Source organism: Methylophaga sp. F-2, assembly GCF_056859315.1.
Window position 1 is genome coordinate 764,172 of sequence record NZ_JBSXOF010000019.1, and the last position, 25,285, is coordinate 789,456.

Sequence of the window (25,285 nt, forward strand, 5' to 3'; positions counted from 1 at the left end):
GTGGCTAGGCTATAGCACGATGCTGAAGCATGCTGAGAATATTAGATAATCTATCTCGCATTTGACGACGGTCAATAATCATATCAATTGCACCATGTTCAAGCAGGAACTCAGCACGCTGAAAACCTTCCGGTAAAGTTTCACGAACCGTTTGCTCAATAACACGTGGACCAGCAAAACCAATCAGAGCATTAGGCTCAGCGACGTTGATATCACCCAGCATCGCTAAACTTGCAGAAACACCACCCATTGTGGGATCAGTCATCACCGATACAAACGGGATACCCGCATTACTTAGCTGAGTCAGGATCGCACTGGTTTTTGCCATTTGCATTAAAGATAACAAGCCTTCCTGCATACGCGCACCACCACTGGCAGAAAAACAGACCAATGGAATATTATTTTTCAGAGCGACTTTGGCAGCGCGAACAAATTTTTCACCCACCACAGATCCCATTGAACCAGCCATAAAGTTAAAATCAAAACTCACAGCAACTAATGGCAGACCATTCACTCTACCCTGCATTGCTAGTAAAGCATCATTTTCACCTGTTGAACGCTGTGCTTGGGTGAGACGATCTTTATAGCGCTTACTATCTTTGAATTTAAGGGTATCGACCGGCTTTACTTCAGTAGCAATTTCTTTACGATCACCCTCATCCAAAAAACTCTCCAGGCGTGTTCTGGCATTGATGCGTTGGTGATGATCGCACTTAGGACAAACCATCAGGTTACGTTCAAGCTCAGCACGATAAAGCACATTGTCACAACTTGGACACTTGCACCAGACACCTTCGGGCACTGAACGGCTGCGTACTGTCGTGCGAATTTTTGAGGGAAGTAATCTTTCAAACCAGCTCATCTTGTCACCTTCGTTATATTTATGCTTTTGCTAAATCACGCGCATTAATAGCGTGTCGCATTTCGGCTACTAAGCCAGCTACCGCAGCAGGTAACTCTTCAAGTCGTTGGGCATGTTCTTCAATACACTTCACGAGTGTACTTCCCACAACAACCGCATCGGCTATTTCAGCCACTGCTGCAGCCGACTTACCATCTCGAATACCAAAGCCTACACCTAACGGTAAATCTGTTCTTTCTCTCAATAATGCCAGTTTGTTGTTTACTTCCGTAACATCAAGTGAAGCAGATCCTGTTACCCCTTTTATGGAAACATAATAAATGAATCCTCGAGCATAACTGGCAATCATCGTCATACGTTCGTTGGATGTGGTTGGTGCAACGAGGTAAATCGTATCGATTTCATGCTCATCCATGATCTGACGGAAATCATCTGATTCTTCAGGCGGTACATCAACGGTTAAAACACCATCAACACCCGCTTCTTTGGCTAATTTGGCAAAGGTGGGATAGCCAATGGCTTCTATTGGGTTGGCGTAGCCCATTAACACGATGGGTGTTTCAGAATTTTTCTCACGAAACTTCTTCACCATCTCTAAGACAGACTTCACACTCACGTCATTCTTTAATGCCCGTTCACAGGCTTTTTGAATAACCGGGCCATCGCTCATTGGATCCGAAAAAGGAATACCCAGTTCAATAATATCAGCACCAGCATCGACGAGTGCGTGTAATAATGGCACAGTTACCCAAGGCTCAGGATCACCCGCTGTGACATAGGGAATCAGAGCTGTCTGTCCATCTGCTTTCAGTTTTTTAAAACACTGACTTATACGACTCATTGTTACTTCCTTAGAATTTTAATCCAGCCATTGCTGCAACGGTATGCATGTCTTTGTCACCACGGCCCGATAAATTGACTAACAATGTTTGTTCAGGTGACATTGTCGGTGCCAATTTTTTCACATAGGCCAGCGCATGACTCGACTCAAGTGCTGGAATAATTCCTTCCGTACGGGTTAAATCATGAAATGCGGTTAGCGCTTCTTCATCTGTTACTGATACGTAATTTGCCCGACCAATATCTTTCAACCAAGCATGTTCAGGACCCACACCAGGATAATCTAATCCTGCTGAAATAGAGTGCGTTTCAATAATCTCACCATAATCATCTTGCATAAGATAAGTACGGTTACCATGCAATACACCAGGTCTTCCCGCACTTAGTGGGGCTGAATGCTGGCCTGTTTCAATGCCATGTCCGGCACCTTCAACACCATACATAGCCACAGATTCATCTTCAATAAATGGATGAAACAAACCGATAGCATTTGAACCACCACCAATACACGCCAACAGTGCATCCGGCAGCTTGCCATTAATATCAAACATTTGCTGTTTTGCTTCACGACCGATGATAGATTGAAAATCTCTCACCATCGTCGGATAAGGATGAGGCCCAGCTACAGTCCCGATAATATAGAACGTATCATCAACATTCGTTACCCAGTCGCGCAAAGCTTCATTCAAGGCATCTTTGAGTGTACGTGAACCTGACTCAACAGGCACAACTTGTGCACCTAATAACTTCATTCTATAGACGTTCTGCGCCTGACGTTCAACATCTTCAGCGCCCATGTAGACAATACATTCCAAGCCCATCCTAGCTGCCACTGTGGCGGTAGCAACACCATGCTGTCCAGCACCTGTTTCAGCAATAATACGGGTTTTACCCATTCGCTTGGCTAATAAAGCCTGGCCGATGGTATTGTTCACTTTGTGAGCACCGGTGTGATTCAGGTCTTCACGTTTCAAATAAATCTGGGCGCCGCCTAATTTCTTTGTCCAGTTTTCAGCCAGGTAGAGAGGTGATGGACGACCAACAAAGGTACTCAGGTCTCTGTCCATTTCTGCCAAAAAATCAGGATCGTTACGATACTGTTCATAAGCATCTTGTAACTCATAAATAGCTCCCATCAGCGTTTCGCCAACGAAACGACCACCATAGGGCCCGAAATGTCCGCGCGCATCAGGAAATGATTTGTAATAATCGTGAATATGCTCTTTAAGCATTTGCCACCTCTCTCATAAAAGTGCTGATCTTCTCATGACTTTTTATCCCCTTATCGCTCTCAACGCCACCACTGACGTCAACAGCATAAGGTTGCACTTGATGGATAGCCTCTCTGACATTCGTCACATCAAGACCACCCGCTAAAATAATCGGTTTGTTTATACGACCGATCAAAGACCAGTCGAAGGTTTTTCCAGTACCGCCTGGTATCCCAGGCTGATAGGTGTCTAACAGTAAAGCTGAAGCTGACGAGTAGCGAGCTGCAATTTCAGACAAATCTGTACCCTCTCTCATTCTGATTGCTTTCAGATACGGTAAATCGAATTGCTGACAAAATTCAGGTGTCTCATTACCATGAAACTGAATTATATCAACCGATACATCGTCAAGGCAGCGTGAAACCAGATCTTTTTCTGGGTCAACGAATAGCGCAACTTTTGAAACAAAAGGAGATAAATCAGCGGTAATCACCTTAGCCTGCGCAAAAGATATCGCTCGCGGACTCGGGGGATAAAACACCAGGCCAATGGCATCCGCCCCTGATTCTGCAGCAAAATCAGCATCTTGCTGACGTGTTATGCCACATATTTTTACTCGGGTTCTCATCTGTTTCGGTTTTACTCTCAAATAGAGCTGTTACTTTACCAGAGCACCGGAAAAGCTGACACCGTAGGTATTGAATATTGTTGCGGATATCTCACATCGACCAGATACAAGCCTTCTGCGGGAGCAGTAATGCCTCCCTGACTTCTATCAACACTACGTAGAACTTGACCTGCCCAGTCGACTGGCTTGCTGCCATCACCAATAGCCGCCATGACCCCAACCAGATTTCTTACCATGTGATGTAGAAAAGACAGTGCTTCGACATCAATAGCAATACAATCTTGCTGCTGGCTAACCTGAATTTTATCCAGTGTCTTTATTGGACTTTTTGCCTGGCATTCACTCGCCCTGAATGCTGAAAAATCATGGCGACCGATTAGTTGGTCAGCTGCCGCCTGCATTTTTCCGATATCTAGCGGCGGATAATGCCACCACATCCGGTTTTGGTGAATAGAGGAACGGCTAAGACGGTTTAAAATTAAATAACGATAACTACGTTTAATTGCAGAAAAGCGGGCATTAAAATCATCATCAACAAACTGAACCCAAGTAACATTAACATCTTTGGGTAGATTGGCGTTAATCCCCAAAAGCCAGCCTCGCTTTTCACGAACTGAATCGGTGTCAAAATGTACAACTTGATTTAAACCATGTACACCAGTGTCCGTTCGCCCCGCGGCATAGACTTCGACAGGATGGTTTGCCACAATGGAAACGGCTTTCTGTAACTCACCCTGAACGGTTCTGGAATGCGACTGAATTTGCCAGCCACAAAAATCAGTTCCGGCATATTCTATGCCGAGTGCTATTCTCACTACGTCCTCTCTCTAATTATTCTGATAATGAGTCGAGGATCGTTTGGGCACGTACTCTTTGCTCTTCGTTACCTTCGGCTAACACTTCATTAAGAATACTTCTCGCGCCATCAGCATCATCCATCTCGATATAAGCCGAAGCCAGATCCAGTTTCGTTTCAGCCTCATCAATTTCGTCAATATCACCGATATCAAACTCGATATCAGGTTCATCATCATTACCATTGATATCGAATGGTGCAATATCGATACGCTCAGGATCTAGTGAGCTCGATGCACCCGGTTCAAAAGGAAGTAAAGAGTCATGCTCAATTTCATTTTCATCCTCGTCATCATCTTGTTCAACTGTGCCGAAAGTCGTCCCCGTATCAAATGATAAAAGATCATCATCAATATGATTTTCCTCAGACTTATCATCTTCTTCGAGTAGAACGTCTGATGTGGTCGCTGGATCGGAAAGCAATAGTTCGTCATCAGCATTATCAGACGAGTACCGCACTACAGTATCAAATTCCAATGGCGCTTCATCATTATCTTCGGTGGTCTCGGTATCAATCGAATCATCATTGTCTTCGGAGAGCTCAACAACAATCGAATCTTCATCAGTGTCATTGTGGCGACTAAATTCTAATCGTTCATCATCAACATCATCCACGTCAACCGTATCTTCAATGACTGAAACAGGCTGAATATCCTCTGTTACTTGTGACTCCTCAGCTGTAAATAATGCATGACCAGGAGCCAATTGCGCTCCCCATTGTTTTATTTCATCCCACTCAATACTTTCTTCATCGAAATCTGTCGTTTCAGCAAGTGAAATAAAATCATCAACCTGTTTTTGTTTATATAAAATAAACAACAATTTATATGCTACCAGTGTATTAGCTGGCTCTCTGGCTTTAGCTTGCTCCAGAGCAATTTTCGCTTGTGCATAATCGGCATAGCCAACAAACATATCCGCTTGCTCAACCAGTTCCATCACACTTTTCTGTGGTAGTTGTTCCTGACTGAGAGGTTCATCATCACGATGGTCATCTACGTCGTTATTTTCAGGCACTTCATCAACCTGAATTTCTGATCTGTATTGCTCATCATCTGTTGGGCTCGGTGCATCAAAATCTGTCACTTCAGTATATGAGCTGTCATCACTATTTTTTCTTCTGGCAAGTAATAACAGTACAAGCAGCAGTAGTAGTAACGCGCCACCGAGCTGTAATTTATATTCGACTAGGAAAGCCTTGATAGTATCAACAAGGTTGTCAGGTACAACGCCATCTGATGCAGGCAGTTCACTAATAGTCTCTTCAGTTTCTGTTGGTACAGCGTCTCCTTCTTCTGATTCGATTGAAGAAGAATCCGGCTTATCAACACTGCTGGCATCTGATTCTGTCTCTGCTGCGACTTCAGTATCAGATAAATCATCCATTGCTTCAACTGAGGTATTAGACTGATCTTTGTCCTCTAATAAATCTTGCAATCGGGCGAGATCAGCATCCTTCAGCGAGATTAAGCGACGCATGGTTTCCAACTGCTCTTCCATGGCATCCATTCGTGCTTTGAAGTCGATATTTTCTTGAGCTTGTGCTTCTATCGTTTCCTGTGCCAGCGTCAGTTGCTCTGTCAACGCATTAATTTTTTCATTGCCAGCCAGGTTAGGTGAAGCGTCATCTTGTGTGGTTTCACTTTGCTCAGGCGCAACCAGTTTCAAGTGTGCTTCTTTATCTGCGTCACTTTCAATTGCAGGAGACGACGCTTGCAAATTATCTTTTACTGGATTTTCAGCATCCGCTTGAACGACCTCGTCTTCAGTCGATGCTGCTTGAGGCTGCTCCAGAACGGCAGGCGCTGCCTTAACTGGCGCTTTATTACGTTGACGCCATTGTGCATTCTGGCTTTTAAATAATTGATAAGCTTCAGCCTGAGATTTTGACAATATGGCCGCTTGATCAGGAATAGTGAGGGTATACCCCGCTTTCAGTCCGTTAATATTGTTATCGACAAAGGCTTCGGGATTAGCCTCAACCAGTGCCAACATCATTTGCTGAACTGAAACAGAGGCATTGGGACGTGTTGTCAGTGCAATGTTCCAAAGAGTATCTGCCTTGGCAACGGGCCCGTATTTCTGACTACTGAACCCTAATGCATTTGATTGACTACTTTCAGTTTTCGTTGATGTTACGGTGTTAGCTTTCGGGGTGGAGCGGGTTTTCGCTGTCGATGACATCAACACTTCAGGTGGATCAAGCAGAACCGTGTATTCTCTGATAAGTCGGCCACCACCCGCTGAAGCTGTTAACAAAAAATCCAGAAAAGGTTCTTTAATCGGTTGTTCAGAACTAATTAAAACGCGCGATTTTCCTTGCTGTTCAACAACATCAAATTTCAGTTGTGTCAAAATATAGCTTCGATCCAGACCCGCTTTATCAAATTCATCATTTGACGCTATTCTGATTTCAAAACTTTCTTTTTCTTCGGCAGCTAAAGCATTGATGTCTATGCTTGCTTTGAATGGCTCATTCAAAGCTGACATCACTTTGATTTCGCCCAAACCAAAAGCATAACTAGTTAAGGGGGTGAAAAAACCTATCGTTGATGCGACAGCGATACTGGCAAAAAGCTGTTTCTTCATTTTCATCCCCTTAACTTCCTTATCTAGCTTAATTTAAAGGTACTTTTCAACTAAGACTTCAGCAATCTGAACACTGTTAAGCGCAGCACCTTTACGAACGTTATCTGCAACAACCCATAAATTTAATCCTTTTTCATGGGAAATGTCTTCGCGGATACGTCCGACAAATACGGGATCTTGTCCTGAAGACTCGGTCACAGCAGTTGGATATCCACCATCTTTACGCTCATCAAGCAATACGATGCCTTCAGCCTTTTCATATAATGCTTTGCATTGTTCTGCCGTTATTTTGTCACGAGTTTCGATATGAATTGCTTCTGAGTGCCCGAAAAACACAGGTACACGAACTGCTGTTGGATTAACTTGAATGGATTCATCACCCATAATTTTGCGGGTTTCCCACACCATTTTCATTTCTTCTTTGGTGTAGCCGTTATCCATAAACACATCAATTTGTGGTAACACATTAAACGCGATTTGTTTTGGATAGACTTCTGCTTTCACAGGACGTCCGTTTAATAAATCCGCTGTCTGCTTGGCAAGCTCATCCATTGCAGGCTTACCGGAACCAGAAACCGCCTGATAGGTACAAACATTAATACGTGTGATACCGACAGCATCGTAAATAGGCTTCAGTGCCACCATCATTTGGATGGTTGAGCAATTAGGATTAGCAATGATGCCACGGTTTTTATAATCAGCTACTGCTTCTGGATTGACTTCAGGCACGACCAGCGGGATATCATCGTCATAGCGGAACTGTGATGTGTTATCGATAACTACACAACCAGCTGCCGCGGCTTTTGGCGCATAAATTGCGGATACGCTTGCACCAGGAGAAAACAGGCCAACCTGCACTTTTGAGAAATCAAATTCAGCCAAATCTTCGACAAGTATCGATTTATTGCCAAAGCTAACTGTAGAGCCTGCACTTCGTTCACTCGCCAGCGCATATACTTTACCCACTGGGAACTGACGTTGGTGCAAAATTTCCAACATGGCCTCACCTACGGCCCCTGTAGCACCTACAACTGCAACATCTACTTTTTTATTCACAATACACCTTTCGTTTTTAATTTATAACGCTGCAAGCACCGCATCACCCATCTCTGCAGTAGAGACCTTGGTCATACCCGCAGAGTAGATATCAGCAGTACGAAGACCGTCATCCAACACCTTGCTCACAGCTTTTTCAATTCGATCTGCCATTGAGGCTTCATCGAGCGTGTAACGTAACATCATAGCAGCTGATAAAATTGTCGCTAGTGGATTCGCAATATTCTGTCCGGCAATATCAGGTGCAGAACCATGGATTGGCTCATACATGCCTTTGCTGTTTTCATCCAGTGATGCTGAAGGTAACATCCCAATCGAGCCGGTAAGCATAGAAGCACAGTCCGATAAAATATCCCCAAACATATTGGTGGTAACCATGACATCAAATTGCTTCGGTGCCCTCACCAATTGCATTGCCGCGTTATCCACATACATATGACTCAATTCAATATCCGGATAGGATTTTGACAATGTTGTCATAGTTTCACGCCACAATTCTGTGCTTTCCAGCACATTTGCTTTATCTACAGAGCAAACTCTGCCTTGTCGTTTGGCGGCGATATCAAAAGCGACTTTACCAATTCGGTTGATTTCACTTTCGCGATACACAAGTGTATTGAATCCTTGTTTTTCGCCATTATCCAATGTTCTGATACCACGAGGCTGACCGAAATAAATCCCCCCCGTCAACTCGCGCACAATCATCAAATCCAAGCCAGCAACGACTTCAGGTTTCAAAGTAGACGCATCAGCTAACTGCGGATACAAAATAGCCGGACGTAAATTAGCAAATAAATTCAATTCAGAACGTATGCCTAAGAGGCCTTTTTCCGGTCTTACACTAATGTCCAGAGATTCCCATTTATAACCACCAACAGCACCTAGCAAAATAGCATCAGCCTGTTTTGACATTTCTAAGGTTTCTGCTGGAAGGGGGGTGCCTGTTTCATCATAGGCCGCACCACCAATTAAGCCGTACTCAAGGTTGATATCCAGACCTTCTTCACGAAACTTTTCAAGAATTTTGACTGCTTCAGCAACGATTTCAGGACCAATGCCATCACCAGGCAAAACTACAATTTTTTTTGTCATTTTTTATATCTTTAAATAATTTACTAAATTCAGAGGTTGTCTTAAGAGAATAACCAGGGTGCTTCTTGCTTACGCTTTTCTTCATAAGCTTTGATGTCAGCGGTGTGTTGTAATGTCAGGCCGATATCATCAAGCCCTTCAATTAGACAGTGTTTTTTGAAAGCATCGACATCAAAAGCGATTGACTGCCCATCTGGCAGAGTAATTTTTTGCTCAGGTAAATCAACCGTCAGTTGATATCCAGGTATAGATTCAACTTGTTCAAAGAGTTTATCTATCAACGACTCTTCTAAAGTTATCGCCAAAATACCATTTTTGCTGGTGTTGCTGAAAAAGATATCAGCAAAACTTGGGGCAATAATAACGCGAATACCGAAATCATCGAGTGCCCACACAGCATGCTCACGACTTGAGCCACAGCCAAAATTCTCACGTGCAAGAAGAATCGTACCACCTTTGTAACGTGGTTGATTAAGCTCAAAGTCAGGATTCAATGGACGATTTTTTGTATCTTGTCCAGGCTCCCCATGATCAAGATAACGCCACTCGTCGAATAAATTGGGACCAAAACCAGTGCGTTTGATGGATTTTAAAAACTGCTTAGGAATAATCGCATCGGTATCCACATTGGGACGGTCTAATGGGATAACGATGCCAGTTTCAACTGAAAATTTTTGCATTGCGAGGAATACCTCTTAGTTCGTCGCGTTCAACGTTAAATAAAAATTCACGGGCACAGCATGGCTGATGTTGGGCAAACCAGCCAACTCACGTAATTTTTCTACACCTGCTGCTAATTCATAATCATCGGCATTTAAAATCACCGGATGAGCAGACACTACCAATAACTCATTTGTGGCGACTTTGGTAACCAGCACCTCAAAAGTCAGTGCTTTTTTCTGGCCGTGCAGTTCAAGCATGCCATCCACAGATAACGGTTTTGTCTGTCCTACTTCAAGCTGTTTAATTTCATCAGGCGGTAACTTGGCAGTTATTACCGCTTTGGGAAAGTCAGCAATATTGAACAAAAATTCTTTCATCCGACTATCGCGAATTTCAACACCCGTGTCTACCGAGGCTAGATCGATCGATACAGAAAATTCACCACTTTCAGACAGACTCCCCGCTATTTTGTCGAATTGATGTACTTCAGCAATATTCACTTTCTTTGTCGAAATAAAATTGATTTGTGATTCGCTATTGTTGATTTGCCATTGTGTCGCAGAAGCTGCTGAACTCACCAATAAAAAACCCAGGGTCGATAACCATACATTCATTTTTTTCATTTTTCTTCCCTTATTATTCGTAAACAGTAGTAACAGAACCATCAACTGATTCATGCTCTTTCATTAGCTCATCAATTGAACGGGTTAAACTTTCTTCAACCGGTGATTTAAGAACAATGATTTCTACACGTCTGTTAATCGCTCGGTTTTCTGGTGAATTGTTGGGCACAAGCGGTTTTGTATCTGCATAACCCTCCAGCACAAACCGTTCTGGCTTCATATCACCCGGAGCCAACAATTCATGTACTACAGACGTTGCTCTTGAGGTAGATAGTTCCCAATTAGATCGATATCTTGGTGTATTAATCGGCACATCATCAGTGTGACCTGCCACAGCTATTTGTCCACCTGTGTCAACCAATACATCATGGATTTTTTTGAGAATGGGTTTAAAACTGGGGTTTAGCCGAGCATCCCCTGATGGAAATGAGCCGTTTTCCCTTATACGAATAACAATGCGACTAAATTGACTTTCAACTTCAATCAAGCCTTCTTTAATTTCTTCATCAAGTGCTTCACGAAATTTTTGGGTTTCTTCTGCAATTTCCTGTGCCTGTTGCTGAGCTACTTCTTCAGCATCCATCGTCACCTTAATTTTTTCACGAGTATCGTCAACCGTTTCTTGTCTGACAACTTTCAATGGTGTTGGCTTAGGATCACCTGGGCTATATTCTTGGGCAATAATACTGGTACCCACAGGCACAGCATCCGCAATGACTTCTCGTTGAACCCCAAAGGCATTATCCAGGGATTTAACGACCATCTTATATTTCAGAGCATCCATTTCTGCAAAGGATAACAACAATACAAAAAAGCACATCAGCAGTGACATTAAGTCTGCAAATGTACCCATATAGGCCGGCAGGCCTTCGTCTTGCTTTTTAGGTCTAGGGCTATCTTCACTCATTATTGTGTGACCAACATTAGTTAATCTGCTGGTTCATCTGAGTCGCGTTTTGAAGCAGGTAGGAAGTTTTGTAATAACTCACCCAACACTTTTGGATTTTGGCCTTCCTGTATCCCCATCACACTCTCGATGATGATGCTTTTATTCATCAGTTCTTCACTACTGCGTAAAGCGAGTTTATCGGATACTGGCAGAGCAAACATATTCGCTAACATCGCACCATAAAGTGTTGTCAGCAAGGCGACGGCCATCGCGGGACCAATCGACTTTGGATCCGACATATTAGATAGCATTTGTACAAGACCTACTAATGTACCAATCATCCCCATTGCGGGGCCCGCATCCCCCATCGTTTTAAAAATTTGCTGACCAATGGAGTGTCGATTAACAGTTTCATTCATTTCGGTAACCAGTGCTTTTTTGACGACGGCTGGCTCATGTCCATCTACCAGCATCCGGATACCTTTCGCTAGAACAGGGTTGGTGATTTCTTGTTTTTCCAGAGCAAGTAAACCTTCTTTTCTGGCAATGGTCGCCAGCTCAACAACCGACTGGATAATTTCTTGTGGAGATTCCGATTTATACAAAAACGCTTTCATGGCTGTTTTAATAGAGCCTAAAAACTGTCCTAAGGTAAATCGCATCAGTACAACGGCGAATGAGCCGCCAAGCACAATGGCTAGTGAGGGCATATTGATGAAAACACCGGCTGCAGCCCCCATAGCAATCGTTGCTATAATTAGGCCCCAAGCCGCAATAAAACCTAGCAGTGTAGCTAAATCCACTCAATTACTCCCTAAACACTAGAAACTCATCAATGAAATGCCGAAGCACTGGCAGTGCATTCTACCTAATCGCATAGTAAAAATCTCCTCTATGTCGATGGAAAATGATGCTTTTTATACTTCTTCGAACGGTAAATAAAAACCGCGGGCATGACCATCAGCATAATCACAATTATTACAATCCCCAATGGCCAGAGTATCGGCTGATTCCATTGAGACTGAAGTTTTTCACGCACACCCGTATCGATACGTCGGTATTTGAGCGTGTTATTAGCCATTAAATTAGGCTTAACATTATGATTCCACTGGTGATAAAGCGAGAACTGTTTAGGATGAAAGCCCCATATCCAGGGCGTATTTTTCCTGACAATATCAACCATCTGTTTGATTATAGCCAATCGCTCTGGTGTGTTTGACATGGTGCGCATCTTTTCAAAAAGTTTGTCAAAGTCTTTATTTTGATAATTTGCTGTGTTTTCACCACCAAACTGAGCACGACCATTTGGACCATAAAGTAAAAACAGGAAATTTTCTGGATCGGGATAATCGGCATTCCAGCCCCATTGGAACATCTGTACCTGTCCGCGGCGGATTTTATCCTGAAAACGATTGTAGTCACTGCTGCGGAGAACCAGCTGTATTTTCAGCTTTCTAAACTGCTTACGCATCCAGTCCAAATCCGATTTGCTGTCAGGACCACTCGCGGTGATATCCATGTAAATGACAAGTGGCTCACCTGTTTTTTTATCCCTGCCATTTGGATATCCAGCTTCCGCTAGAAGTTGTTTTGCTGCTTCTATGGATTTACGTTCAGCTTGACCATTCTTCCATGTATACATATATGGATTGATACCCGCTTTACCTTCACTGTAGCCAAAAATACCTGGAGGAATAGGTCCCTGTGCAGGGATGCCGCGGCCATTAGCAAAAATAGAAATATATTCTTCCTGATCTATGGCGATAGAAATCGCTTGTCGGAGTTTTCTGGCTCGCTCACTATATCCGCCAACAACAGGGTCTAACATGTTAAATCCGGTATAAAAACTAGTCGCAGCAATGGCTGTTTCCAGTTTTATTCCTTTGGCTTTCATTTCATCACTTAAACCAAATTCGCCCGATGTTGAAATATTCACCGCTTGCTCGAAACTATCTGAACTTATGCCACTAACATCATAGTAGCCCTGCATGAATTTTCCCCAGTAAGACGTATTTTCTTTTTCGAGAGTAAAAACAATTTTGTCTATCATGGGCAACGGTTTACCCGCATCGTCTAATAAACCATTTTGCTTATCCGTGTCTTCCCCTTCTGCTGGATAGCGTTCACCGTGAAAGTTAGGATTTTTAGTCAACACCATACGTCGGTTCGGATCATTCTCAGTCATGTAAAATGGGCCAGTTCCGACAGGATACCAATCTAGAGTGATATTTTTATTAATCAGCCCTGGCTGGGAGTAAAATTCTTCCGCCTCCCATGGGATAGGCGCAAAAAAAGGCATTGCTAACCAGTAATCCAGTTGTGGATATTTTCCGTATACTTTTATCTGATAGTGATAATCATCAATGGTCTTTACACCACTGATTTCATGCTGACGAAGGTCGACTTCACCCTGCTCTTTTCGAATGGCTCTTAATTGCTCAGCGTACTCTTTAAGCCCAACGATATGCTCCGCCATCACTCCAAGGATTGGAGAATGGACTTCAGGGTGTGCCAGACGTTTTATCTGGTAGACAAAATCAGCGGCAACCAGCTGCCGTGTAGCTGTTTTTTCAAAGTCCGCTAAATCTTCTACATTGGCGATTTGTTCGTCTGTTAAATGATGGTAAAGCCAGTTTCCATTCTCATCTTTTACAAACGCAGGATGAGGCTGATAGAGAATATCGTGTTTGATAGGGATGCTATAGACAGAAAAGGCAATATTCTTGGCATTGGCATTAACCGGATTATCGTCCTTATCCAAATAAACCACTTCAGGCATCGCTGAGGCCGACAATGGCTCGAGTTGATAGGGTCTTTTTAAATAATGATACTGATAAGGTGGCTCGTATACCTGACCAGTGATTATAGCTTCATTCGCGCTGTAAGAACGGGCGGGATCTAAATGTTTAGGGCGAAGTGAAAAAGCGCTGTAGAGAATAGATTCATCACTGGATGCTTCTGGATAAGGTGAGTTTATCGCTTTCATATCACATGCTGTTACTAAGAACAGCACGCTACTAAGCAACCAATATTTCAATCTCATATAACCTCATTTCAAAGCAATAGATACTGTTTGCATGATAACAGTAGAAGATTACTGCATGCTTGCCCTTTCCGTCATCCCTAAAATCAGGTAAGTTATCCGCCTTTATATGTAGTTAGGAGAGACACATGGGTTTTCTGCAAGGCAAACGCGCATTAATTGTGGGTGTCGCCAGCCCCCGCTCAATTGCATCTGGTATTGCTCATGCGATGGCACGTGAAGGTGCTGAATTAGCTTTCACATATCAAAATGAGAAATTAAAATCACGCGTTGAAAAAATCGCTGAAGAATGTGGCGCGAACCCAGCGCTGGTCTTTCCTTGTGATGTTAGCAGTGATGATGAAATCAACAGTGTATTTGAATCATTAGGTCAACACTGGGATGGTCTTGATACTATCGTTCACTCTGTTGCATTTGCCCCCCGTGAACAATTGCAGGGTGGCTTCGTTGATAGTGTGACCCGAGACGGTTTCGCTATGGCCAACGATATCAGTGCATACAGTTTTGCTGCTTTAGCGAAAGCAGGAAAAAACATGATGGCGGGCCGTAATGGTTCATTATTGACACTGAGTTACTTAGGTGCTGAAAAAGCGATTGATAACTACAATGTGATGGGTGTAGCAAAAGCCGCTCTGGAAGCGACCGTCCGCTATATGGCCTACTCGCTTGGTGAACAAGGTATTCGTGTTAATGCAGTGTCAGCCGGTCCAATCAAAACACTTGCTGCTGCGGGTATCGGTGATTTTGGCAAAATGCTGGCTTATGGTGAACGCAATTCACCATTAAGAAGAAATGTCACCATTGAAGAAGTGGGCAATGTAGCGGCATTCTTATGTTCCGATCTGGCATCAGGTGTCACAGGTGAAATCACCTATGTTGATGCCGGTTATAACATTGTCGGCATTGGTGATAAGTAAACCGCTTATTTTTGCTGGTATTCTAAAAGGGCATTTATAAATGCCCTTTTTTTTGTTCAAAATATGGAGGCCCTATGTCTCATAAACATGCCATGATTTTGCTGGCCTTCATTGTGCTGGGAGCAGTGAGTGGTGTTTTACTCGGTTGGTATAACCCCACGCTAGCCGTTAATATCAGCTGGCTTGGTACATTGTTTCTCAACGCACTAAAAATGACCATTATCCCTTTGGTGATTGCTTCTATTGTCAGTGGCATAGGTTCATTAGGCAACTTAAAGAAATTAGGCAAATTAGGTGGTTTTACGCTGCTTTATTACAGTCTATCGACAGCGACTGCAGTCTTAATTGGACTCATCGTTGTTAATTGGATCCAGCCCGGCGCTGGTATGCAATGGAGCCAAACGGCTGTGCCCGACTATATTTTAGAAAAACAAAATACGGGTATCAGCGATATTATTCTGTCTCTCGTCTCCCCTAATCTGATTTCCTCAGCCGCACAAACTCAGCTTCTACCGCTCATTGTCTTTGCAATCCTGTTCTCTATGGCATTAAGTACCTTAGGTGAAAAAGGTAAACCCGTGTTTCAGCTGTTTGATGGCATTAATGAGGCGATGATGACCTTAGTGATCTGGGTTATGCATCTGGCCCCAATAGGTATTTTTGCTCTGATTGCTGCCAGATTGGGTAATGCGGGTGGTGGCGAACACTTTCTTGCCGAAATGAAAGCCGTTGGTTGGCATGTTGTGACCGTGTTAACAGGACTTTCTATTCATGGGGTCTTGTTACTACTGGTTTTATTTTTGATGACAAGACGGGGAACCTCCTACCTACTTGGTATGGCTCGTGCATTAGTGACAGCATTTGGTACAGCCAGCTCCTCTGCGACACTTCCATTAACAATGGAATGTGTCAGAGAGAATGGTGTCAGCCATAAGGTCAGTAAATTTGTATTACCACTTGGCGCAACTATCAATATGGATGGTACAGCGCTATATGAAGCAGCAGCGGTGATGTTCATTGCACAGGCTTATGGTATTGATTTAAGCCTGACTCAGCAGGCCATTGTATTTGTTACTGCCACATTAGCTGCTATCGGTGCAGCTGGCATACCTGAAGCCGGACTGGTCACCATGGTAATTGTTCTAAGTGCTGTAGGCTTACCACTGGATGGCATCGCCTTATTACTCTCTGTTGATTGGTTCCTGGACAGGTTCAGAACCTCTATCAACGTCTGGAGTGATAGCGTGGGCAGTGCTATCGTTGATCGGTTCACATAAAAAAGGCGCCCTAAGGCGCCTTTAACAATGCTCAATAAATAATCATTTATTTCAGTGCATCCTGATGAATATCAATATCTGCATCATTGCGTAATTGGGCAATAAAGGCTTCAACCTCTGCCGATGCATAAATGCTCGTTAACTGTTGTTGCAGAGCTTTCTTCTGCTCCTCAGTAACATCATCAATATTGCCATTTTTAACCGCTGTTAATTTGATAACAACGTAGTTTCCATTATCTGCTGAGAATCCTTCATACTCAGACGCCGATAAGGGTTTTGGCATTGTGAAAGCACGTTGAAGAATTTGACTGCTGACTTTCTCTGCATCACGGCCATAAAACTCGGCAGCCTGCCAGTTAGTTAACAGAGACTCAGGACTTTCGCCAGATTTGACTTTTTCTACTACAGACTCACCCTCATCTTGTGCCAGTTTTCTTGCTTTATCAAATACTAACTGTTGTTTGATTGCTGGAGAAACAGACTCAAAGGGTAAAACCGTTTCTGGTATATGTTTGTTCTTATGTACAACGATAAGATCATTATCTGACAATTCAATCACAGCACTGTTTAGGTCATTTTTTAAGACATCTTCACTAAATGCTGCATCAATGACTTTCTTATTACTAGTGACCCCAGCCTCAGTTCCAGTTCGAGTAAAACTCTCGGTTGTTTTGATATCCAGACCAAGTGCCTCAGCCGCGACATCCAGACTGTCGGGATTTTCGAAACTCAAATTGGCTAACTGTTCAGCTTTGTCATAAAAAATAGATTCAGCTTGCTGGCGACGATACATTTTCTCAACTTGATCACGCGCCTGATCAAATGTTTTGCCTTCTGGCTTTTGAATACCCGTCAGTTTAATCAGGTGATAACCAAATTCTGTCTTGACCGGTTCACTGACATCTCCGACATTCGTCAATGCAAATGCTGCTTCTTCGAATGCTGGATCCATGACGTCTTTACCAAAGAAACCAAGATCACCACCTTTTTCAGCTGATCCAGTATCATCAGAAGTTTCTTTTGCCAATAAGGCAAAGTCTTCACCGTTCTCTAAACGGATTTGAATCGCTTTAATTTTTTCTAAAGCCGCATCGTCATCACCTTCAATTAAAATATGGCTTGCACGACGCTGTTCAGGACCCACAAATTGATTTTGATTATCAGCATAGAATTTTTTCAGTTCATCATCATTGACTTGAACCCCTTTCGCCAACTCATCAACCGATAACTCAATATAGTTCAGTTTGACTTGTTCTGGAGCTGTATAAGCAGCTACGTTGTCGTCGTAATATTGCTTCACTTCGTCCTCATCCACATTCACTTTGTCAACGAATCGCTGAATAGGAACGACACCATAAGCTAGCTCGCGTTGTTGTCTCTCTAATCTCAATGCTTCATTAAGTAATTTAACACTGGCAATTGATGAATTCTGAATATTGGTGGTGAGCTCTTGAGATAATAAATCTGCTCTTAACTGCGCTTCATACTGAGCAGGGGTATAGCCTACCCGCGCCAGCACCATCCCGTAATAATCGGAATCGAACTTACCATCACGTTGGAAAGCGGGAGTAGAACGGATGAACTGAGATACCGCAGCATCGCTGATACGTTGTTTTAAGGTTTGATTTGCATCTCGTAATAAACGTTGGTCAATAAGCCCGTCTAATACGTCTTTTTTTACACTAGCGTTATCAAACATCGCTGGATCAAATTGATCCCCCATCATGCTACGCATACGATCACGATACTGCTGTAACGACGTTTGTAGTTCTGTTTGGGTGATGGGTGAGCCATTCACTTCTGCCACAACAACCGTCGAGGCGCCAGACAAATATGAGTTAATGCCCCACAGAGCAAATGGAATACTAATTAAACCAACGATGAACCAGGCAATCCATCCCTGGGCGTGATTACGTATGAAATGCAACATATGAAGAGAACCTTCCCGAAATGTTGTTAAAAACGGCTATTCTAATACAATAGGCAAAAAAAAAGGCGCATAAGATGCGCCTTTCCTCTTTTTTGGCGGAGCGGACGGGACTCGAACCCGCGACCCCCGGCGTGACAGGCCGGTATTCTAACCAACTGAACTACCGCTCCGTATATTCTTGGTGGGTGCTGAGGGGTTCGAACCCCCGACCCTCGCCTTGTAAGGGCGATGCTCTCCCAGCTGAGCTAAGCACCCCAAGAAAAAAAACTAGTTTACAGCATCTTTTAATGCTTTGCCAGCTTTAAATGCAGGAATTTTTGCAGCGGCAATTTTGATTTCTTCACCAGTACGTGGGTTACGACCAGTACGTGCTGCACGCTCACGAACAGAGAATGTACCGAAGCCAACTAATGTGACTTGATCGCCACTGCTTAGAGCTTTAGTTACGGCAGATGTCATGCCATCAACAGCTTGTGCAGCTTTTGCTTTTGAAATGTCCGCAGCTGCAGCAACTGCATCGATGAGTTCAGATTTATTCACAGCTTAATTCCTCATATCATTATTTATTTATGTCGTCCAAGTCCCAATAGCGACGTTAAGTTATGCTTATGAGTCCCATTGGTTCTGAGTATCTAACTACAGCAAAATCGGCGTGTCAAGACAGTTCATTTGTGTTGTTAGCAAGATTTTATCTAGCTTGAGTGAATAAGCCATCCAGTTAAAACCAATTTAGATCATCTGGCATGATTATTGAGATTAAGCAGATGCAGCAAGATAACAACGAGTCAATCTGACAAAAGCTTCAACCGTAATTGTTTCAGGACGTTGTGTTGGATCAATATCAGCGGCCTGAAACATATCGATAGAAATCAATTTTTTCAATGTGTTAGCAATGGTTTTTCGGCGTTGACTGAATGCTTGAGTGACAATATGACTCAATGTTGCCATGTCGACATCACCACCGAGGCGTTGTTTACGAGGCTGTAAATAAATGATGGCAGATTCAACTTTAGGTGCCGGTTCAAACGCTTCAGGAGGAACAACAAATAACATATCCGTCTCACACTGATGCTGAATCATGATACTCAACCGACCGTACTGCTTTGTTCCAGGCTGCGCACAGATGCGCTCAACAACCTCTTTTTGCAGCATAAAACACATATCCGTGATGTGTTGAGAATAATCAAGCAAATGGAATAGTAATGGCGTTGTAATGTTGTAGGGCAGATTACCTATTATTCTCAACGGTTGGTGGTTACTGACAAGTTGATAATAGTCATACCGCAACGCGTCTGCTTCATGAATATTAAGCTGCTCATAGTTGGAAAACTGGCTTCTTAACAGTGGCACCAGATCTCTATCAAGTTCAATCACGTCAAGCTGCGTACAACGCTGTAATAGTGGCTCTGTTAAAGCACCTCGCCCAGGACCGATTTCAACAAGATGCTGACCAGCTTCCGGACTTATCGCTTCAACAATTGAATTAATAACTGACTGATCATGTAGAAAGTTTTGTCCAAAACGCTTTCTTGCTCGGGGGAAAGAAGATTGGGTCATGATTTACTCAATGTGTGTTAGCCATCGCAATGGCCATCGATAAAGCAGCATATAAACTGCTTGGATTAGCCTGACCGCTTGCAGCTAAATCAAGCGCTGTCCCGTGATCAACTGATGTTCTAATAAAGGGTAAACCCAAGGTGACATTAACGGCCTTACCAAAACCATGATGTTTCAAAACCGGCAATCCTTGATCATGAAACATCGCTAATACAACATCATAGTTCAGTAACTTATCCTGATTAAATATTGTATCAGCCGGCCAGGCACCTGAGACGGCATAGCCTGCTTTAATATAGGCATCAATCACGGGCTGGATAATATCCACCTCTTCACGTCCAAGATGACCATCCTCACCCGCATGAGGATTTAAACCACATACGGCTATTCTTGGATTGACTAAGTCAAAGTGTTGTCGCATCGACTGGTTAATAATCTCAATGACTTGACTCAGTTCATCACGATTAATTGCGTCGGCGACCTCCCGTAAAGGCAAGTGTGTCGTTGCCAGTGCCACTTTTAACGACTCTGTTGCCAACATCATCACCACTTTCTTGACACCAGATCCATCAGCAAAAAACTCAGTGTGCCCTGTAAATGCTGCACCAGCATCGTTGATAATGCCTTTATGTACAGGCGCCGTTACCACAGCATCAAATTCATGAGATAAACAGCCTTCCAAGGCTGTTTGCAGTGTTTCCAGCACATAGCGACTATTGAGCTTATCCAGTTGTCCTGCTGTAACCGGCACTTTTAAGTGATGAGGCATAACGTAAAGCTCACCAGATTCAGCAATTTTAGGCGGCGCTGACAAATCGACTTCAATCATTTTAATTGATAGACCAAGTAGATCAGCTCGTTCAGCGAGTAATACTGGATCAGCAAGTGCAATGATTTGAGCCTGATGCTTTTGCTGCGCTAGAGTCAGTACCAAATCAGGGCCAATTCCAGCCGGTTCGCCTGGGGTTATTGCAATTCGTTTTATTTCACTCAAGGATTACGGTACTCAACATAGGCCTCATCACGCATCGAACGTAACCATGTTTCCATTTCTTCATCAATTTTACGCTGGCGAATTTGTTCACGCGCTTTGCTTCGTTGGTATTCTTCCGCCATGTTTTCTTCACGACGGTCAAAAACTTTAATCAAATGCCAACCAAAACGACTCTTAAACACATCGCTCATTTCACCCACAGCTAGCGAATTCATCTTTTCTTCAAACTCAGGCACCATCACACCCGGGCTAACCCAACCTAAACTTCCACCGTCAATCGCTGAGCCCGTATCATCTGAATTAGCTCGTGCTAACTCGGCAAAGTCTTCGCCATTAACAATGCGCTCTCTCAGCTTTTCAAGACGTTGTTGTGCTTCTTCATCAGTGGTTAGCTCATTGGTTTTTATCAAAATATGACTAGCTAATGTTTGCTTGACCAAGTGAACATCTTCACTTTTTTTATCTTTGACTCTGACTAAGTGAAAGCCACTGCCGCTGCGTAATGGTTGACTGACCTCACCTACTGCAAGTGTTGGTACAACATCAGCGAACAGTGATGGCAGCTCACCTTGTTTACGCCAGCCTAATTCGCCGCCTTCAAGCGCATTTTGACCATCAGAATATCCGGCAGCAACTTGAGAAAAATCGCCCCCCTCTTTCAATAAAGCCTGAACTTTTTCCAGCTTTTCTTGTGCTGCTTGCACTTCCTCAGGAGATGCCGCTTCAGGAAGACTAATAAGAATATGTTGTAGATCGTACTCGACTTGTCCACCGTCTTGAATTTTTTGAGTAGCTAGAAAATTGTCGACTTCTCGATCTGATACCACAACTCGGTCTTCAACCTGACTTTTACGTAATCGAGCGATAATCATTTCATCGCGAATAGTTTCACGAAATTGGCTAAAGTCATAACCATCTTTCTCTAAAACATCTCTGAACTGCCTCAAAGTCAATTGGTTTTTATCAGCAATCTGTTTCAGAGCAGCATTAAGTGCATCATCACCAACACGGATACCTACTTTATCTGCTTCCTGAATTTGCAGACGTTGCATAATCAATCTTTCCAGTACTTGTTTACGCAATATGTCACTTGGAGGCATAGCAGCATCTCTCTGACGGATTTGCTGACGAATTGTTTGCTCCATATCCTGTAAATCACTCTCAAGAATGACTTCGTCGTTTACAACTGCAACAATCTTATCTAAAGACTGCGCCCATACATTGGTTGCCAGTAACAAACCGACAATCAGATACTTAATCATTAAATTCTATTACTCCAAATTTATGTTTTAACTTCGTTTCTGTTCGAGGCGTCTAAACGCAATGGACTATCTAGCACATCTCAAGTTCACTCTGCCTCAAACCCACGAATACTGCGTTCTAATAAACTATCAGATTTCTGGCCGAAGCTTCCCAGGCCTTTTAATTCAATTTGCAGATAAATGGCTGTATTCCGTTCTTGATCGGAAACATCATTGACGTAATCACGCATAACTAAACGTGTTGCCCAGCAACAACTGTCATATTGTAGGCCAGCAATTTTTTCCAGCGTTGTACCTTGATCAATTGCATGATACCAACGACCAAAGAATTTCCAGCGTTCAGAAATGGGAATTTGAGTAGACACATCTATCTGCTCTAATGATTCCTCTATCCCATTATTCGGTGTTGGATCATCACGACGATAACGATGTGAAATATTGAAAATACCGCCATTATCATTTTTATAACGTAATCCCACTGAAGACATATTAGATTTCAAACCACTGGGATCCCATTGAAACTCACTATTCAATGACCACTCATCACCAATATAAGCGACCGCTTCAGCCACCATGTCAGAAGTAGAGTCACGTTCTGCAATGGTACCGTCTAATGTGACACGTTGATCAGTAAAATAACGAATTTGACCAACGGTTAGCTTAAGATTTTCTTTACCTGACTCCTCGTCAATAATCCGTGTTGTTACTGCCAGGGTTAGCTGATTAGCATCACCAATTCGATCCCGACCAATAAATCGATTATGAGAAAATAATCTTAGGGAATTAAATGTTGTCAGGCTCGTATCGAAGTCTGGAATATCTGATTGATCACGTTCGGGAACATAAAGATAAAACGCACGTGGTTCCAGCGTCTGAATATAATTATCACCCCATGCGGTCATTTGTCTGTCAAAAAATAATCCGCTATCTAAACTCGCGATAGGTAAAGTTCTTATGGCACTATCATCATAAGCATTTGTTTTATCATTTTTAAGACTGTACTGCGTATGATTAATGGCTAATCGAGGCGTAACAAAAAATGCGGCGGTTCCCATAGGCATACTGATTGACGGTTCAATATTGATACGCTGGCCATCGACTTTCTCATTGTGATCGAATTCAACATATTCACTATCTAACTCATAGGTCAATCCTAATGCCTGATCAGGTAGATAACCTTTTAGTAATAACTGAGGTAAGCGTTTGTATTGTTCTTCGACATCACCCAGAGTTTGGTAGCCTTGGGCTCTCGCAGTAAAATTCCACACATCACCGCTATAACCAGTTTCGACATTTCTATTCAAATAAGTCCGGCTAGACAGACTCAAGCCCGAACCAAAATCTTCAAAATATTCATCATCTGAGACGTAGTTATAATCAACTAAAGCACGCCAGCGGTTATCAAAATAACTTTCATGCTGCCATGAGAATAACTTTCTGGCTTCCTGATAATGAGGATTAAAATCTTCACCATTACTTTTTAAATCATCGGAGTTCAGATAAGTTGCTTCAACTTCACCTTCTCCTGATTCAAACAAATATCTGAATTGTCCGCCCAGCATTAACCCACGGTCTGACATATAACGAGGCGTTAAGGTGGCATCCAGATTAGGTGCTATATTCCAGTAATATGGGGTTAATACATCAAACCCTGTTTTATCACTGTTACCAACAGACGGTATTAAGAAACCTGATTTACGTTTGTCGTCTAAAGGAAAATTGATATATGGCGTATAGAAAACGGGCCAGCCCCCCATTCTAATCACCACATTTTTTGCTTCACCAACAGCCGTTTCATGATCTAAATGCACTTTATCTGCTTTGAGCTGCCAGGCGTCGCTTCCTTCTGGACAGGTTGTGTAGGTTGCATCGTCAAGATCCGTCGTTTGCTGACCCTGCCTTAAAATATGAGTCGCCTCACCACGCGCATGCATCTGACGAGTATGATACTGCGCATTCAGCATTTGACCCTGGTCATTTGCGACCGACCACTCAGCCTGCTCAGACTCAATCACCATTTCGCTGTCACGTACGCTCACATTACCACTGGCTCTGACATCACCACTGTTACGGTTATAGGTCGCTCTGTCAGCACTGAGTAATTGATTATCACGCAAAATATCAACATTACCGGAAAAAACAGATGTGCCGTTTTGTAATAGCTGCACTTTGTTTGCTTTTACATCGACCGGGGACTCATTCTCGGATTTTGTTTCTGTGGGGATAGGTAAAAACTGATCTTCGTAACCGAAGTGACAAGTTAACCCTTGCTCTTGTTGCGCAGATGCGACACCAGCTGATAAGGATAGTAACAAGGTTGATAATAGCTTCTTTTTGCGCATGTTCATCCTCAAGCTGCAGCTCTAGCCATGATCGACATCCTGACCTAATGATAAATAACTCACAATTTATCGCATATTAATGATGAATCAGCAAATTGAAGAGGCTCAGCATTAAACTAAAAATCAGTTTATCTAAATAGGCTCAAGTACTTAGTCTAATTGCTTATCTGTTACTATGTACTGGCGATGAGTGAGATTCCGTTCATGTGCTGCTGTGATTGAAATTAATTTGTGATGAAATGTTGACAGTATGAAACTCAGTCCCTATGATATGCGCTTCCTTTCGGGGCTATAGCTCAGCTGGGAGAGCGCTTGCATGGCATGCAAGAGGTCGGCGGTTCGATCCCGCCTAGCTCCACCAAAAACCGAAAGAAAAAGTTTTAGGTCCCCTTCGTCTAGAGGCCTAGGACACCGCCCTTTCACGGCGGTAACAGGGGTTCGAACCCCCTAGGGGACGCCAACATGAAAACGGGTTTGTTAAAACCCGTTTTTATTTTAAGTAGTAGAAAAATGTAAAGTTACTGGGTCCCCTTCGTCTAGAGGCCTAGGACACCGCCCTTTCACGGCGGTAACAGGGGTTCGAACCCCCTAGGGGACGCCATCTTTATCTGCTCAGTCAGAGCAGATATATCCGGCAATATCTAAATTCATCTCA

At 43.1% G+C, this 25,285-nt stretch carries 21 protein-coding genes and 5 tRNA genes; 5 read left to right on the forward strand and 21 right to left on the reverse strand.

The window, feature by feature from the left end; genetic code table 11:
* Positions 1-4: 4 nt before the first annotated feature.
* The 13 genes from accD to AC13DA_RS13005 all read right to left on the reverse strand — a co-directional run bounded on the left by accD (position 5) and on the right by AC13DA_RS13005 (position 14,351).
* Positions 5-862, reverse strand: a complete 858-nt coding sequence (accD, locus tag AC13DA_RS12945; protein ID WP_007145470.1) for an acetyl-CoA carboxylase, carboxyltransferase subunit beta — start codon at positions 860-862, stop codon at positions 5-7.
* A gap of 19 nt (positions 863-881) precedes the next feature.
* Positions 882-1,703: a tryptophan synthase subunit alpha gene (gene trpA / locus AC13DA_RS12950; protein ID WP_284452046.1), complete on the reverse strand. Its 822-nt coding sequence runs from the start codon at positions 1,701-1,703 to the stop codon at positions 882-884.
* A gap of 10 nt (positions 1,704-1,713) precedes the next feature.
* Complete coding sequence (gene trpB, locus AC13DA_RS12955; protein WP_284452047.1) at positions 1,714-2,934, reverse strand: tryptophan synthase subunit beta; 1,221 nt, start codon at positions 2,932-2,934, stop codon at positions 1,714-1,716.
* Entirely contained in the window at positions 2,927-3,541 is a 615-nt protein-coding gene (locus AC13DA_RS12960; RefSeq protein WP_284452048.1) for a phosphoribosylanthranilate isomerase, read from the reverse strand. The genes trpB and AC13DA_RS12960 overlap by 8 nt, the downstream gene beginning before the upstream one ends.
* Before the next feature lie 35 nt (positions 3,542-3,576).
* Complete coding sequence (gene truA / locus AC13DA_RS12965; protein ID WP_284452049.1) at positions 3,577-4,356, reverse strand: tRNA pseudouridine(38-40) synthase TruA; 780 nt, start codon at positions 4,354-4,356, stop codon at positions 3,577-3,579.
* 16 nt (positions 4,357-4,372) lie between these two features.
* Positions 4,373-6,985, reverse strand: coding sequence for a motility hub landmark protein FimV (locus AC13DA_RS12970; protein WP_284452050.1), 2,613 nt, complete (start codon positions 6,983-6,985; stop codon positions 4,373-4,375).
* A 33-nt stretch (positions 6,986-7,018) separates the two neighbouring features.
* Positions 7,019-8,041, reverse strand: coding sequence for an aspartate-semialdehyde dehydrogenase (locus AC13DA_RS12975; protein WP_007145476.1), 1,023 nt, complete (start codon positions 8,039-8,041; stop codon positions 7,019-7,021).
* A 21-nt stretch (positions 8,042-8,062) separates the two neighbouring features.
* Positions 8,063-9,133, reverse strand: coding sequence for a 3-isopropylmalate dehydrogenase (gene leuB, locus AC13DA_RS12980; RefSeq protein ID WP_473795955.1), 1,071 nt, complete (start codon positions 9,131-9,133; stop codon positions 8,063-8,065).
* A 41-nt stretch (positions 9,134-9,174) separates the two neighbouring features.
* Positions 9,175-9,813, reverse strand: a complete 639-nt coding sequence (gene leuD, locus AC13DA_RS12985; protein WP_284452052.1) for a 3-isopropylmalate dehydratase small subunit — start codon at positions 9,811-9,813, stop codon at positions 9,175-9,177.
* Between the two features lie 15 nt (positions 9,814-9,828).
* On the reverse strand, positions 9,829-10,419 hold the full coding sequence (locus AC13DA_RS12990) for a YceI family protein (RefSeq protein ID WP_417542956.1): 591 nt from the start codon (positions 10,417-10,419) through the stop codon (positions 9,829-9,831).
* Positions 10,420-10,432: 13 nt separating this feature from the next.
* Entirely contained in the window at positions 10,433-11,326 is an 894-nt protein-coding gene (locus AC13DA_RS12995) for a flagellar motor protein MotB (protein WP_007145480.1), read from the reverse strand.
* A gap of 20 nt (positions 11,327-11,346) precedes the next feature.
* On the reverse strand, positions 11,347-12,111 hold the full coding sequence (gene pomA / locus AC13DA_RS13000; protein ID WP_007145481.1) for a flagellar motor protein PomA: 765 nt from the start codon (positions 12,109-12,111) through the stop codon (positions 11,347-11,349).
* Positions 12,112-12,200: 89 nt separating this feature from the next.
* Positions 12,201-14,351, reverse strand: a complete 2,151-nt coding sequence (locus tag AC13DA_RS13005; RefSeq protein WP_482945983.1) for an ABC transporter substrate-binding protein — start codon at positions 14,349-14,351, stop codon at positions 12,201-12,203.
* Between the two features lie 128 nt (positions 14,352-14,479).
* Here AC13DA_RS13005 and AC13DA_RS13010 point away from each other — a divergent pair, with 128 nt between their 5' ends.
* Both AC13DA_RS13010 and AC13DA_RS13015 read left to right on the forward strand, forming a co-directional pair.
* Positions 14,480-15,268: an enoyl-ACP reductase FabI gene (locus AC13DA_RS13010; RefSeq protein WP_284452056.1), complete on the forward strand. Its 789-nt coding sequence runs from the start codon at positions 14,480-14,482 to the stop codon at positions 15,266-15,268.
* A 74-nt stretch (positions 15,269-15,342) separates the two neighbouring features.
* On the forward strand, positions 15,343-16,545 hold the full coding sequence (locus AC13DA_RS13015; RefSeq protein ID WP_284452057.1) for a dicarboxylate/amino acid:cation symporter: 1,203 nt from the start codon (positions 15,343-15,345) through the stop codon (positions 16,543-16,545).
* A gap of 46 nt (positions 16,546-16,591) precedes the next feature.
* Here AC13DA_RS13015 and AC13DA_RS13020 read toward each other — a convergent pair whose 3' ends face one another.
* From AC13DA_RS13020 to AC13DA_RS13055, 8 genes are all read right to left on the reverse strand, one after another.
* Entirely contained in the window at positions 16,592-18,475 is a 1,884-nt protein-coding gene (locus AC13DA_RS13020) for a SurA N-terminal domain-containing protein (protein ID WP_284452058.1), read from the reverse strand.
* 93 nt (positions 18,476-18,568) lie between these two features.
* Positions 18,569-18,645 (reverse strand) — tRNA-Asp (locus AC13DA_RS13025).
* 9 nt (positions 18,646-18,654) lie between these two features.
* A tRNA-Val gene (locus tag AC13DA_RS13030) sits at positions 18,655-18,730 on the reverse strand.
* A 12-nt stretch (positions 18,731-18,742) separates the two neighbouring features.
* On the reverse strand, positions 18,743-19,015 hold the full coding sequence (locus AC13DA_RS13035) for an HU family DNA-binding protein (protein ID WP_091711754.1): 273 nt from the start codon (positions 19,013-19,015) through the stop codon (positions 18,743-18,745).
* A 216-nt stretch (positions 19,016-19,231) separates the two neighbouring features.
* Positions 19,232-20,032 (reverse strand): 16S rRNA (adenine(1518)-N(6)/adenine(1519)-N(6))-dimethyltransferase RsmA, encoded by an 801-nt coding sequence (rsmA, locus tag AC13DA_RS13040; protein WP_284452059.1) that lies wholly within the window; start codon positions 20,030-20,032, stop codon positions 19,232-19,234.
* A 7-nt stretch (positions 20,033-20,039) separates the two neighbouring features.
* Complete coding sequence (gene pdxA, locus AC13DA_RS13045; protein ID WP_284452060.1) at positions 20,040-21,026, reverse strand: 4-hydroxythreonine-4-phosphate dehydrogenase PdxA; 987 nt, start codon at positions 21,024-21,026, stop codon at positions 20,040-20,042.
* Positions 21,023-22,288, reverse strand: coding sequence for a peptidylprolyl isomerase (locus AC13DA_RS13050; RefSeq protein WP_273181864.1), 1,266 nt, complete (start codon positions 22,286-22,288; stop codon positions 21,023-21,025). Before AC13DA_RS13050 ends, pdxA begins: the two co-directional genes overlap by 4 nt.
* Positions 22,289-22,374: 86 nt before the next feature.
* Positions 22,375-24,630, reverse strand: coding sequence for an LPS-assembly protein LptD (locus tag AC13DA_RS13055; RefSeq protein ID WP_284452061.1), 2,256 nt, complete (start codon positions 24,628-24,630; stop codon positions 22,375-22,377).
* Between the two features lie 285 nt (positions 24,631-24,915).
* On the opposite strand from AC13DA_RS13055, the gene AC13DA_RS13060 reads away from it, so the two are divergent.
* The 3 genes from AC13DA_RS13060 to AC13DA_RS13070 all read left to right on the forward strand — a co-directional run bounded on the left by AC13DA_RS13060 (position 24,916) and on the right by AC13DA_RS13070 (position 25,231).
* Positions 24,916-24,991 (forward strand) — tRNA-Ala (locus tag AC13DA_RS13060).
* Positions 24,992-25,014: 23 nt separating this feature from the next.
* Positions 25,015-25,090: transfer RNA gene (locus AC13DA_RS13065), tRNA-Glu, on the forward strand.
* A gap of 65 nt (positions 25,091-25,155) precedes the next feature.
* Positions 25,156-25,231: transfer RNA gene (locus AC13DA_RS13070), tRNA-Glu, on the forward strand.
* The last annotated feature ends 54 nt before the right edge of the window (positions 25,232-25,285 follow it).